The following is a 15,421-nucleotide window of genomic DNA, read 5'->3' as shown; positions in this document are numbered from 1 at the left end:
CCATGGACGCCACCGCCCTGCTTATCGACGACGCTGACCCTGAAGCCAGCCTGGACGCCCGCGTGCTGCCGCCGCTGCGCCAGGACTTGCGGCTGATCCGCGACCAAGGCGGCACGCGCGCCGGGGAATGGGGCGGCAATTGGCGCATCCATGATCCGGCCGCGCACCGGTTTTTTGCTGTCGACCAGGACACGGTCGGCATGCTGGCCCAATGGCATCAGGGCACGGTCGGCGCGTTGCGCTCGGCCGTGGCGCGCAGCACCGGCCGCGCGCCCGACGATCACAAGATCCTGGGGCTGATCGAGTTCCTGCAACGCCATGAACTGGTTGCCCCGGCCGCGGGCGAAACCTATGCCCGCGTGCGGCAGCAGCGCAGCGCGCAGAAGCGTTCGCTGGCCACGCGCATGCTGCACAGCTATCTGTTCTTCAAAGTGCCGCTGGCGCGCCCCGATGCGTTTTTGCGCCGCACGCTGCCGCTGGTCACGCCGTTCTTCTCGCGCACGTTCTGGATATTGGCGCTGCTGCTGGGCGTGTCCGGCCTGTACCTGGTGTCGCGCCAGTGGGAAGCCTTCCTGCATACGTTTCCAGACATGATCTCGGCCACCGGCCTGATCGCCTTCGGCTTGAGCCTGGCCTTTGTAAAAACCCTGCACGAACTTGGTCACGGTTATACGGCCGTGCGCCTGGGATCGCGCGTCACCACCATGGGCGTGGCGTTCGTGGTGATGACGCCCATCCTGTACACGGACACCACCGACGCATGGCGCTTGCCGCGCCGCCAGCGCGTGCTGATCGACGGCGCGGGCATGGCCGTGGAATTGCTGGTGGCGGTGTTTGCGACGCTGGCCTGGGTATTCGTGCCAGACGGCCCGTGGCGCAACGTGGCCTTTGCCCTGGCCACCACCGGCTGGGTGCTGAGCCTGGCGGTCAACCTGAACCCGCTGATGCGCTTTGACGGCTACTACCTGTTCAGCGACCTGATCGGCATTCCCGGCCTGCAAGACCGTTCGTTCGCGATGGCGCGCTGGTGGATGCGCGAACGGCTGTTCGGCTACGGCGACGAACAACCCGAACCCACCTACGGCCACACGCGCCTGCTGCTGATCGGCTTTGCCTACGCCACCTGGATCTACCGCTTCTTTCTGTTCCTGGGTATCGCGTTGCTGGTCTATCACTACTTCTTCAAGATCCTGGGCATCTTCCTGTTTGCCGTGGAGATCAGCTGGTTCATCCTGTTGCCGATCTGGCGCGAGATGAAAGTGTGGGTCAAGCGCCGCCACGAAGTCGGCCGGCAGGCGTTCATCACGCTGGGCGTGCTGGTGCTGCTGGTAGCCGTGTTGCTGGTGCCGCTGCCGTACACCGTGCGCATCCCCGCTGTGCTGACCGCCACCGAGCAGGCGCCCGCCTTTGCGCCGCGCCCCGCGCGCCTGGAAGCGGTGCGCGTTCGCCAAGGTGAAACGGTGCGGGCCGGGCAGATCCTGATGGCGTTGAGCGCCTCGGAAATCGAACAACAACTGGTGGCCACGCGGGAACGCGAACGGCTGCTGAACGAACGGCTGGATCGGCGCAGCGCCGACCGCAAGGACTTGTCCGAAACCCTGACCCTGGCGCGCGAAGTGCAGCTGGAACGCGACCGCGCCACCGGCCTGGAGCGCGAGCGTTCGCGCCTGGCGGTGCGCGCGCCGATTGATGGCGTGGTGGTCGAGCTGGCGCTGGAGTTGTCGCCGGGTCGATGGGTGGATGAGAAGACGCGGCTGGCGATCATCGCCGCGCCGGGCAGCCTGGAAGCGCGCGGTTACGTCAACGCCGATGACTTGCGCCGCATCCGCGAAGGCGACAGTGGCGAATTCGTGGACGAGCAACGCCTGATGCCCGCGCGCGCCGTCCAGATCGCGCGCGTTGGCGCGGCGGCCAATGACACGTTGGAAAACTGGATCCTGACTTCCGCTCATGGCGGTGACGTGGCCGCGCGCCAGTTCGAAGGCAGGCTGCGCGCCGAGCAGGCCGTGTTCGAAGTGGCCGCCAACGTCACCGACGCATCGCGCGACGATCGCCCGTTGACCGAGCTGCGCGGCGAAATGCAGATCAAAGGCGAACCCATCAGCCTGGCCAGCCGCGTCGTGCGGCGCGTGGTCAGCGTGCTGTTGCGGGAGGCCGGCGCATGAGCCCCCTGAAATCTGGTCAACGCGCCGTTGGCGCGTTTCATGAATGTGGGGCGTTGCCGACGGCAACGCCTGCCCTGTTCGTAGCAAGAAATTTGGCGGGCGCATCGACGCGCCGCGCTTCAGCGATCTCTGTGAGAGGTGTATTTTGAAAAAATCGTCCGCTTCGCGTTTCGGCAAGAAGACTTCGCAAGCCCTCGGCGCTCGCACGCTGACGTCGCGCCTCTTCCTCCAGGCTCTGGAACCTCGCGTCTTGCTGGACGCCGCGGTTGCCAAGACCGCGCAGGAGGCGGCGCATGCCGTCCCCGATGCACCGCCCGCGGCCGAGACCCAGGAGCACGCGCAGCTGATCGCCGCCCTGGGCGCGGTGGAACAGCACAAGGCCGCGCCGGCCGAGCCGCTGGCCGAGCGTAGCGAGGTCTACTTCATCGATCGCTCGGTGGAACAGCCGGACGTGCTGGCCAAAGCGCTGCCCGCCGGAGCCGAGGTGCACTTCATCGAGCCCGGTGTGGACGGCTTGCGCTTCATTGCCGACACGCTGAACGGCCGCCACGACGTGGACGCCGTCCATATCCTTAGCCACGGCGAAGCGGGAGCCCTGCAACTGGGCACGGCGACGCTGACGCTGGAATCCATGCAGGGCGAATACCGCGCGGAGCTGATGCAGATCGGCTCGGCCTTGAGCGCCGACGCCGACGTGCTGCTTTACGGTTGCGACTTCGGCAAGGGTGACCTGGGCGCGGCGGCGGTGCAAACGCTGGGCGTGATTACGGGTGCGGATGTGGCCGCCTCCACGGACTACACCGGCGCGGTGTCGCTGGGTGGCGATTGGACGCTGGAACGCACCAGCGGTTCGATCGAAGCCCTGGCCGTCTCGGCGCAGGACTGGAACCACGTGCTGTTGCCCCCCGTGTTGGACCCCTTGCAGAACCTGGTCTACACAGGCTCGGAAGACTCCGGCGCGCCCGTCGGCGCGGTGGGTGTCACCGTTTCGACCTATACGGTGGGCCTGACCGACCTGGATCCGGGGGCGGTCAAGGGCATCGCGGTGATCGGCACCACGACGACAAACGGCACGTGGTGGTATTCGGTGGACGGCGGCGCCAACTGGGCGTCGGTGGGCACCGTCAGCACGACTAGCGCGCTGCTGCTGGCCGACACGCCGAACTCGCGGCTTTACTACCAGCCCAACCTTAATTTCAACGGCAGCGCGGGCAACGCGCTGACGCTGCGCGGCTGGGATCAGACGGCGGGCACGGTGGGCACCAAGGTGAACCCCACCACGATTTCCGGCGCGGTGTCGACCGCCTCGGACACGGTGGCGGTGTCGGTCACGGCCGTCAATGACGCGCCCGTGCTCAACGCGGCCACGCGCACCTTGTCGGCCATCAGCGAAGACTTGAACGCGAACGTGCCCGCGCCCGTGCCGACCGGCGCGGTGGGCTCATCCGTCAACAACTTCATCGGCTCGACCTCGGATGTCGATGCCAGCCCCTTGACGGGCGTCGCCATCGTGGGCGCTGACACGGCCAACGGCACGTGGTGGTATTCGGCCAACAACGGCACAAACTGGACCCAGATGGGCACCGTGTCCGATAGCAGCGCGGTGCTGCTTGTCAACAGCGGCAACTCGCGCGTTTACTTCCGCCCCAACGCCGACTACAACGGCACGGCCACGCTGACGATCCGCGCCTGGGACCAGACCAGCGGCACCAATGGTGCGACCGCCGACGCCAGCGTCAACGGCGGCATCACGGCTTTCTCGTCCGCCACCAGCGCGGTCAGCATCACGGTCAACGCCGTTGCCGACATCGTCGCGGACACCGCCACCACCGCCGAGGAAACGCCGGTGGTCATCAACGTGTTGGGCAACGACACGTTCGAAAACAGCGGGCGCGTCGTCACGGCGATCAATGGCACGGCGATCACCGTGGGCGGGGCGGCAGTCAGCGTCAGCAATGGATCGGTGGTGTTGAACGCCGACGGCACCATCACGTTCACGCCGTCGCTGGATTATCCGGGCGCCGCGGCCTCGGCCAACACGGTCTTCAGCTACACGGCCACCTCGGGCGGCGTGACCGAGACGGCGAACGTCACCGTTACGGTGACGCAGGTGCAGGATGCGCCGCGCATCGACCTGGATGGGTCGGCTGCTGGCGCAAACTACAGCACCACCTACGACCAGATCACGGTTGCCATCGGCCGCCAGGTGTCCGTCACCGACCCCGAGGGCGATAATCTGGCCTCGATGACCATCACTTTGGCGGGCGCGACCGCGGCAGACACCCTGTCGCTGGGCGGCACCGTCAACGGCATTACTGCCAGCTACAACAGCGCCACGGGCGTGTTGACCCTGACCGGCAACGCCGCGCTGGCTACCTATCAAACGGCGCTTGGCCAGGTGTATTTCACCACTACGTCGGGTTCGATTGCCGCACGCACAATCTCGGTACAAGCCACCTCGGCCACCGCGCCGACGGCGTCGAACGTGGCGGTCACCACCATCACGATGATTGATACCGATGGCGATGGCGTCGCCAACGTGGCCGATCTGGATGACGATAACGACGGCATCCTGGACAGCGTGGAAACGCAGGTCATCCCGCCGTCGCTGATCGACGGTTCCATGGAAGGCGCCCTGGGCGTCGCGGGTACCGAGAACGACAGCTTGAACTTCAGCGTCGTCGGCACGGGATTCACGGCTGCCCTGAATACGCCCGACACCTGGAAGGGCAACTTTTCCCTGGCGGGTTCCGGCCAGTGGGCCGGCGCAATGAATGGTGTGCCCGGCGCGGCAAACGGCCAGGTGTTCATGGGCATCTACAGCGGCTTCGTGGAAGAGGCCTCGCAGGTGATCATCCCCGCCTCTGCCGGTATCCAGGTAGGCGACGTTGTCCGAATTTCGTTCCAGGAGATTTTTGGCGGGGTCAATGGCCTTACCCTCACCGGAATGCAGGCGTACTTCGTGGTCACCGTGGACGGTGTGTCGTACAACGCCGATACGCTGACCTACAACGGCAACAACTTCAAGACCTGGTCCAAGGGCGAAATCACCTTCACCGCCACCTCGAACGCGCCGGTTGTCGTGTTCTCCATTGCTCGCCCGGCCGGCGGTGACGGCGCGTACCTGGGTTTGGACGATGTACAGATCTACAAAGTCAGCTCGTTCAACGCGGCCAACGATCACGATGGCGACGGCCTGATCGACCGCCTGGACCTGGACAGCGACAACGACGGCATCACCGACAATCTTGAAGCCCAGAGCACGGCAGGCTACAAGCCGCCCAGCGGCCAGGGCCTGAGCATGGTCGACGTGGACCACGACGGCCTGGACGACCGCTACGACGCCGACACGACCAGCGCCAACAAGACCACGGCCGCTGCCAGCCTGGGCCTGACGCCGGTGGACTCCGACGGCGACGGCACCACCGACGTCTACGACGCGGACAGCGACAACGACGGCACGGCCGACGTGGCCGAGCGTGGCGACGGCCAACCCACGTCCGTCACCAGCACCATCGACACCGACCAGGACGGCCTGCTGGACATCTTCGAACACGGCACCGTCAACGACGGCTTTGCCGTGCAGGACGGCAACGTCATCACCAGCGGCAGCGGCCTGACCGCCACCGTCACCGGCTTCACCCTGGCCGATAGCGACGGGGACATCCTGGCCAACGGCAGCAACGCCCAGGCCCTGAGCGCCGACCTTAACTGGCGTGACAACTTCGTCGGCATCGCGCCGCCCGTGGCGCAAGCGGATTCCGCGACCGCCGTGGAAGACACGCTGCTGTCAGTCTCGGCGGCGGCGGGTCTGCTGGCCAACGACACCTTCAACCGCAACGGCAGCGTCACCGCCGCCAGCTATGACAGCAACGCCGATGGCACGCCGGACACGACGATCACGCTGGGCGTCGCGACGACGCTGGTGCGCAACGGCGTTCCCACGGGCACGCTGACGCTGAACGCGGACGGCTCCTATACCTTCACCTCGGCCTCCAACTACGACGGCCTGGTGCCGCTGGTGCGCTACACCATCACCACGCCGGGCGGCAGTTCCAACGCCGATCTGTCGCTGGCCATTACGCCGGTGAACGACGCGCCTGTGCTGGCGGATACGAGCCTGACCGTGGTGGGCGTCATGCCGACCAACGGCGCGCCGAGCAACCAGGTGGGCATCCTGGTGTCGGACCTGGTGGGCGGCGTCACGGACGCCGACACCGGCGCGGTCAAGGGCGTTGCCGTGACGGCCATCAACAGTTCCGGCACGCTGTACTACTCGTTGGATAACGGCGCCAACTGGACGCAGGTCACGACGTTGACCGAAGGCACGGCCCGCCTGCTGGCGGCCGATGGCGCGACGCGCCTGTACTTCCGGCCCAACTCGGGGGTCTTGGGCAATGTGGCCAATGCGCTGACCATCCGTGCCTGGGACCGCACCAGCGGCATCAATGGCGCCACGGGCGACGCGACGGTCAACGGTGGCTCGACCGCATTCTCGGCCGCGACGGACACCATTGCGATGCGCGCAAACACCGCACCGGTGCTCGATACGTCGCCGGACCTGCTGTACACGGGCCTGGAAGACGCGCCGGTGCCCACCGGCGCGGTGGGCGTGCTGGTTTCCCAATTCACGGTCGGCTTGACCGATGCGGATGCGGGCGCGCTCAAGGGCGTTGCGATCATCAGCATCACGGGCACGCACGGCGATTGGTGGTATTCGCTGGATGGCGGCGCCACGTGGGCCGCGATGGGCGCCGTGTCGGGGACCAACGCGCTGTTGTTGCCCGACAACCCCAATGCACGGATTTACTACGTGCCGGATGCCGGCTTTTCGGGCGATGCGACCATCGAAATGACGTTGCGCGGATGGGACCAAAGTTCCGGCACGGCCGGCACCAAAGTCAATATCGGCTCGTCAAATGCGTTCTCAAGCGCCAGTGACTCCGTCAGGGTCTTCATCACGGACGTCAACGATGCGCCGGTGCTGAACGCGGCCACTCGCACGCTGACGACCATCAACGAAGACCTGAACGCCAGCGTGCCCGCGCCCGTGCCCACCGGCGCGGTCGGTTCGTCGGTCAACAACTTCATCGGCTCGACCTCGGACGCCGACAGTGGCGCGCTGAGCGGCGTGGCGATCATTGGCGCCGACACGACCAATGGCACCTGGTGGTATTCGATCAACAACGGCACGAACTGGACGCAGATGAGCGCGGTGTCCAACAGCAGCGCCTTGCTGCTGGCCAACAGCGGCAATTCGCGCGTGTACTTCCGCCCCAACGCGGATTACAACGGCACCGCCACGCTGACGATCCGCGCCTGGGACCAGACCAGTGGCACCAATGGCGGCACCGCCGACACCAGCGTCAACGGCGACGCCACCGCCTTCTCCGTCGCGACAAGTTCGGTGGGGCTGACCATTACCGCCGTTGCCGATATCGCGGCGGACACAGCCACCACCGCCGAAGACACGGCAATCACCATCAACGTGCTGGCCAACGATACCTTCGAGAACAGCGGCCGTATCGTCTCCGCCATCAACGGCACCCCGATCACCGCGGGCGGCGCGGCAGTGGCCGTCACCAACGGCTCGGTGGTATTGAACGCCGACGGCACGCTGACCTTCACGCCCGCTGCCGACTATCCCGGCACCGCGGCCTCGGGCAACGTCGTGTTCTCGTATACGGTCACGTCCGGAACCATCACCGAGACCGCGAACGTCACGGTCACCGTGACCCAGGTTCAGGATGCGGCGCGCATCGACCTCAATGGCGCCACCGCCGGGTCGAATCACACCGCCACGTACGATCAAACCGCCGTCGCCATCGGCAACCTGGTGTCGGTCACCGACCCCGAGGGCAACAACCTGGCATCGATGACGATCACCCTGTCGGGCGCCACGGCGGCCGACACCCTGGCGCTGGGCAGCGCCGTGGCCGGCATCACGGCCAGCTACAACAGCGGCACGGGCGTGCTCACGTTAAGCGGCAACACGACGCTGGCCAATTACCAGACCGCGCTGGGTCTGGTCACGTTCACCACCACGTCCGGCTCGACCGCCGCGCGCACCATCTCGGTACAAGCCACGTCGGTCGCGACGCCCACCGCGTCCAACGTGGCGGTCGCCACCATCACGCCGCTGGATACCGACGGCGATGGCGTGGCGAACGTGGCCGACATCGACGACGACAACGACGGCATCCTGGACATCAACGAAACCAACAGCACCGACTCGGACGGCATCGTCGACCGCCTGGATCTGGATAGCGACAACGACGGCATTACCGACAATGTGGAAGCCCAGAGCACGGCGGCCTACAAGCCGCCCAGCGGCCAGGGCTTGTCCATGGTGGACGTGGACCAGGACGGCCTGGACGACCGCTACGATGCCGATACCACCAGCGCCAGCAAAAAGACCGCGGCGGCCAGCCTGGGCTTGACGCCGGTAAACACGGACGGCGACAGCCTGGCCGACTATCGGGATACCGATAGCGACAACGACGGCACGGCCGACGTGGCCGAGCGCGGCGACGGTCAGCCCACTTCGGTGACCAGCACCACCGACACCGATCAGGATGGCTTGCTGGACATCTTTGAACACGGCACCGTCAACGACGGTTTCGCGGTGCAGGACGGCATCGTCAACACCAGCGGTTCGGGTCTGACGACCACCGTCGTGTCATTCAACCTGTCCGATACCGACTTGGATACGGCGGTCAACGGCAGCAACGCCGTGCCGCTGACGCGCAACTTCGACTGGCGCGACAGCGTCAACGCACCCGTCATCGACCTGAATTCGACGGTGGGCGCGGCAGACGGCACGCTGGCGTACAGCGGCACCCAAACGGGCGCCGGCGCCGCCGTGAACGTTGCAACGGCCACGGCCGACGTCACGGATTTTGGCGACAACGACATCCAGCAGCTGGCCATCACCGTGTCGGGCGTGCAGGACGGCGCCAACGAGGTCATCACCTTGGGCGGCGCCAGCTTCGCGCTGAACGCCTCGTCGTCGAACACGGTGACCGTCAACAGCGTGGCATTGCTGGTCAACTACACCGTCGCCGGCGGGTTCGTCATTACACGCAACGGCGGCGGCGTCATCGCCGACACCGTGCTGGATACCCTGGTGCGCGGCGCGACCTACCGCGACACCTTGTTGTCGGCCACGGCCGGTGCGCGTCTGCTGAACTTCACCGTGACCGACACCGGCGGTTCCGTGTCGGCCACGGCGGTGTCGACCATCGTGGTCACGCCGGGCAACCGCCCGCCCGTGCCCGCCGACCCGGCTATCTTGGGCCAGACCTTCAACGCGGCCACCGGCAACTACGCCGTCAGCGCCACCGAAGACACGGCCTTCACCGGGCGCGTGTCCGCCACCGACCCGGACAACGACACCCTGGCCTATGCGGTGTCGACGCAACCGGTCCACGGCCTGGTCATCATCAACACCTCGACGGGCGTGTACACGTACACCCCGGGCGTGGACTACAACGGCAGCGACAGTTTCGTGGTGACGGTGTCGGACGGCCACGGCGGCACCGTGCAGTCCACGGTGACCCTGACCGTGGCGGCGGTGGCAGACATCGCCAACGACACGGTCACGACCAATGAAGATACCCCGGTCAACATCGCCGTCAACGCCAACGATTCCTTCGAGGACGCCACGCACGCCATCACCGCCATCAATGGCGGCGCGGTCGTCATCGGTACCCCGGTGGCGGTCAGCAACGGCTTCGTGACGCTGAAGGCGGATGGCACCCTGGACTTCGCGCCTGCCGCCAACTACAACGGCGCCACCAGCTTCACCTACACGGTGACGTCGGGCGGCGTCACGGAAACGGCAACGGTGAACGTCACTGTGACGGCGGTCAATGACGTCCCGGTTTTGGTCGACCCGGCGGTAGCGGGTCAGGTGTTCAACGCCGCCACCGGCGGCTACGCGGTCAGCACCCTGGAAGACGCGGCGGTCAGCGGTCGGGTTGCGGCAACCGACGTGGACGGCGATACGTTGGCCTACTCGGTGTCGACGCAGCCCACGCATGGCGTGGTGATCATCAACGCGACGACGGGCGCCTACACCTACACGCCCACCGGGGATTACAACGGCAGCGACAGCTTCGTGGTGAGCGTCAACGATGGCAACGGCGGCCTGGTGCAAAGCACCGTTTCGGTAACGGTATCGGCGGTGGTGGATATTGCCAGCGACACGGTCACTACCGACGAAGACACGGCCATCAATATTGCCGTGCTGGCCAACGACTCGTTCGAAGGTTCCAGCCCCGCCATCACCGCCATCGACGGCACCTCCGCCGTGGTGGGCACGCCGATCAGTGTCGCCAACGGATCAGTGACCTTGCTGGCCAATGGCACCTTGAACTTCCTGCCGTCGGGCAACTACAACGGCACCACCAGTTTCACCTACACGGTCACCTCAGGCGGCGTGACCGAGACTGCCACGGTGACGGTCAACGTTACCCCGGTCAACGATCCCCCGGTGCTGCTGGATCCGCGTGTCGGCAACCAGGCGTACGACCCGGTGACGGGCAACTACCAGAACTCCACGCAGGAAGACACGGCCATCATCGGCCAGATCTCCGCACTGGACACCGACGGCAACCCGGTGACTTACACCGTCAGCACGACGCCCGCTCATGGCGCGGTGGTCATCAACGCCACGTCGGGCTCGTATACGTATACGCCAACGGCCGACTTCTACGGCACCGACAGTTTTGTCGTGACGGTGTCGGACGGTTTTGGCGGCGTCTTGCAGACGACGGTCACCATGACGGTGTCGGCGGTGGTGGATATCGCGGGCGACACGGTCACGACCAATGAAGACACGACGGTGAACATCGCCGTCAATACGAACGACAGCTTCGAAAACGCCGGTCACGCCATCACGGCGATCAACGGCAGCGCGGTCGTGGTGGGAACGCCGATTGCGGTGAGCAATGGTTCGGTGACGCTCAAGGCCGACGGCACTCTGGACTTTGCGCCAGCTGCCAACTACAACGGCTCCACCAGCTTCACGTACACCGTGACCTCTGGCGGCGCCACTGAGACGGCAACGGTTTCCGTGACAGTGACCCCTGTGGCGGATGCACCGATGACGGCGGACCCCGCCGTTGCGGGCCAAACCTTTGACCCGGCAACAGGCAACTACGCAACCAGCACCGTGGAAGACACGGCCGTCATTGGCCGGGTCCTGGCAGTGGACGGCGACGGAGACACGCTGGCCTACAGCGTGGGCACGGCGCCCGCGCATGGCTCGGTCACCGTCAACGCCACGACGGGTGCCTACACGTACACGCCGACGGCGGACTACTACGGCAGCGATAGCTTCGTCGTCGCGATCTCGGACGGCACGGGCAACGTCACGTTGTCCACCGTCAGCGTCACGGTGTCGGCCGTGGTGGATATCGCGGGCGACACGGTAACGACCAACGAAGACACCACGGTCAACATCGCCGTCAACGCGAATGACACGTTTGAAAATGCCGGTCACGCCATCACGGCGATCAACGGCAGCGCGGTGGTGGTTGGCACGCCGATTGCGGTGAGCAACGGCTCGGTGACCTTGAAGGCCGACGGCACCTTGGACTTCGCGCCGACGGCCAACTACAACGGCTCGACCAGCTTCACGTACACCGTGACTTCTGGTGGCGTTACGGAAACGGCGACGGTTTCGGTCAGCGTCACCGCTGTTGCGGATGCGCCGATGACCGTGGACCCCGCCGTTCCGGGCCAAACCTTCGACCCGGCTACCGGCAACTACGCAACCAGCACCGTGGAAGACACGGCCGTCATTGGCCGGGTGTCGGCAGTGGATGGCGACGGAGACACGCTGGCCTACAGCGTGGGCACGGCGCCCGCGCATGGCTCGGTCACCGTCAATGCCACGACGGGCGCGTATACGTACACGCCGACGGCGGACTACTACGGCAGCGACAGCTTCGTCGTCGCGATCTCTGATGGCACGGGCAACGTCAGCTTGTCGACGGTCAGCGTCACGGTCTCGGCGGTGGTGGATATCGCGGGCGACACGGTCACGACCAATGAAGACACGACGGTGAACATCGCCGTCAATGCCAACGACAGCTTTGAAAACGCAGGCCATGCCATTACCGCGATCAACGGCAGCGCGGTTGTGGTCGGTACGCCGATTGCGGTGAGCAATGGCTTGGTGACCTTGAAGGCCGACGGCACCTTGGACTTCGCGCCGACGGCAAACTACAACGGCTCGACCAGCTTCACGTACACCGTGACTTCCGGAGGGGCGACCGAGACGGCAACGGTCACTGTCACGGTCACCGCTGTCGCGGATGCGCCGATGACGGTGGACCCCGCCGTTCCGGGCCAGACCTTCGACCCAGCAACAGGCAACTACGCGACCAGCACGAACGAGGACACGGCCGTTATTGGCCGCGTATCGGCCGTCGACGGCGACGGCGACACGCTGAGCTACAGCGTGGGCACGGCGCCCGCGCACGGATCGGTCACCGTCAACGCCACGACGGGTGCCTACACGTACACGCCGACGGCGGACTACTACGGCGCCGACAGCTTCGTGGTGTCGATCTCGGACGGCACGGGCAACGTCAGCCTGTCGACGGTCAGCGTCACGGTGTCGGCGGTGGTGGACATTGCCAACGACACCATCACCACCAACGAGGACACGACCGTAAACATCGCGGTCAACGTGAACGACACCTTCGAGAACGCCGGCCATGCCATCACGGCGATCAACGGCAGCGCGGTCGTGGTCGGTACGCCGATTGCGGTGAGCAACGGCTCGGTGACGTTGAAGGCCGACGGCACCTTGGACTTTGCGCCAGCTGCCAACTACAACGGTTCCACCAGCTTCACGTACACCGTGACCTCTGGCGGCGCCACTGAGACGGCAACGGTTTCCGTGACAGTGACCCCTGTGGCGGACGCACCGATGACGGCGGACCCCGCCGTTGCGGGCCAAACCTTTGACCCGGCAACAGGCAACTACGCCACCAGCACCGTGGAGGACACGGCTGTCATTGGCCGGGTCCTGGCAGTGGACGGCGACGGAGACACGCTGGCCTACAGCGTGGGCACGGCGCCCGCGCATGGCTCGGTCACCGTCAACGCCACGACGGGCGCTTACACGTACACGCCGACGGCGGACTACTACGGCAGCGATAGCTTCGTCGTCGCGATCTCGGACGGCACGGGCAACGTCACGTTGTCCACCGTCAGCGTCACGGTGTCGGCGGTGGTGGATATCGCGGGCGACACGGTCACGACCAATGAAGACACCACGGTCAACATCGCCGTCAACGCGAATGACACGTTTGAAAACGCCGGCCACGCCATTACGGCGATCAACGGCAGCGCGGTCGTGGTGGGGACGCCAATAGCGGTGGCCAACGGCTCGGTGACGTTGAAGGCAGACGGCACCTTGGACTTTGCGCCAGCCGCGAACTACAACGGCTCGACCAGCTTCACCTATACGGTGACCTCGGGCGGGGCAACCGAAACGGCAACGGTCACTGTCACGGTCACCGCTGTTGCGGATGCGCCAATGACGGTGGACCCCGCCGTTCCGGGTCAAACCTTCGACCCGGCGACCGGCAATTACGCGACCAGCACCACGGAAGACACGGCCGTCACCGGCCAGGTTTCGGCCATCGACGGCGACGGCGACACGCTGACGTACAGCGTATCGACCAACGCCGCACACGGCACGGTGACAGTGAATCCGGCAACGGGCGCCTACACCTACACGCCCACGGCGGACTACTACGGCAGCGACAGCTTCGTCATCGGCATCAGCGATGGCACGGGCAACGTCAGCCTGTCCACCGTTAGCGTCACGGTGTCGGCGGTGGTGGACATTGCCAACGACACGATCACCACCAACGAAGACACGACGGTGAACATCGCCGTCAACGCCAACGACAGCTTCGAAAACGCAGGCCATGCCATCACAGCCATCAACGGCAGCGCGGTAGTGGTTGGCACGCCGGTCCTGGTCGGCAATGGCTCGGTGACCTTGAAGGCCGACGGCACCTTGGACTTCGCGCCGACGGCAAACTACAACGGCTCGACCAGCTTCACGTACACGGTGACCTCCGGAGGGGCGACCGAGACGGCAACGGTCACTGTCACGGTCACCGCTGTCGCGGATGCTCCGATGACGGTGGACCCCGCCGTTCCGGGCCAAACCTTCGACCCGGCGACGGGCAACTACGCCACCAGCACCAACGAGGATACGGCCGTCATCGGCCGCGTCTCGGCCGTTGATGGAGACGGCGACACGCTGACCTACAGCGTGGGCACGGCGCCCACGCATGGCTCAGTCACGGTCAATGCCACGACGGGCGCGTACACGTACACGCCGACGGCGGACTACTACGGCGCCGACAGCTTCGTGGTGTCGATCTCGGATGGCACGGGCAACGTCAGCTTGTCGACGGTCAGCGTGACGGTGTCGGCGGTGGTGGATATCGCGGGCGACACGGTCACGACCAACGAAGACACGACGGTCAATATCGCCGTCAATACGAACGACAGCTTCGAGAACGCCGGTCACGCCATTACGGCGATCAACGGCAGTGCGATCGTGGTCGGTACGCCGATTGCGGTGAGCAATGGTTCGGTGACCTTGAAGGCCGACGGCACTTTGGATTTTGCGCCGACAGCCAACTACAACGGCTCGACCAGCTTCACGTACACCGTGACTTCCGGTGGCGTCACGGAAACCGCGACGGTCAATGTCACGGTGACCTCCGTTGCGGATGCACCGATGACGGTGGACCCGGCAGTTCCGGGTCAAACCTTCGATCCGGCAACGGGCAACTACGCCACCAGTACCGTGGAAGACACGGCCGTCATTGGCCAGGTCTCGGCGGTGGACGGTGATGGAGACACGCTGGCCTACAGCGTGGGCACGGCGCCCACGCACGGATCGGTCACCGTCAATGCCACGACAGGCGCCTACACGTACACGCCGACGGCGGATTACTACGGCAGCGACAGCTTCGTCGTCGCGATCTCTGATGGCACGGGCAACGTCAGCTTGTCGACGGTCAGCGTCACGGTGTCGGCGGTCGTCGATATCGCCAACGATTCGGTCACGACGAACGAAGACACGACGGTGAATATCGCCGTCAATACGAACGACAGCTTTGAAAACGCCGGCCACGCCATCACGGCGATCAACGGCAGCGCGGTGGTGGTTGGCACGCCGATCCTGGTCAGCAACGGCTCGGTGACCTTGAAGG

The 15,421-nt window shown here is 65.6% G+C and carries 2 protein-coding genes (1 of these 2 cut by a window edge); both read left to right on the top strand.

The genetic code is table 11. The annotated features are described in order from the left end of the window. Positions 1-2: 2 nt before the first annotated feature. Complete coding sequence (locus tag YH64_RS07365) at positions 3-2,165, top strand: HlyD family efflux transporter periplasmic adaptor subunit (RefSeq protein WP_046805340.1); 2,163 nt, start codon at positions 3-5, stop codon at positions 2,163-2,165. A 250-nt stretch (positions 2,166-2,415) separates the two neighbouring features. Next, positions 2,416-15,421, top strand: the 5' portion of a protein-coding gene (locus YH64_RS07360) for a tandem-95 repeat protein (RefSeq protein WP_185975342.1). It continues 15,974 nt past the right edge of the window; 13,006 of the gene's 28,980 nt are visible here — the first part of the coding sequence; the start codon lies at positions 2,416-2,418; the stop codon falls past the right edge of the window.

Source organism: Achromobacter sp. LC458, assembly GCF_001005835.2.
Taxonomy (GTDB): domain Bacteria; phylum Pseudomonadota; class Gammaproteobacteria; order Burkholderiales; family Burkholderiaceae_B; genus Achromobacter; species Achromobacter spanius_B.
This window is presented reverse-complemented; position numbering and strand designations above follow the sequence as displayed.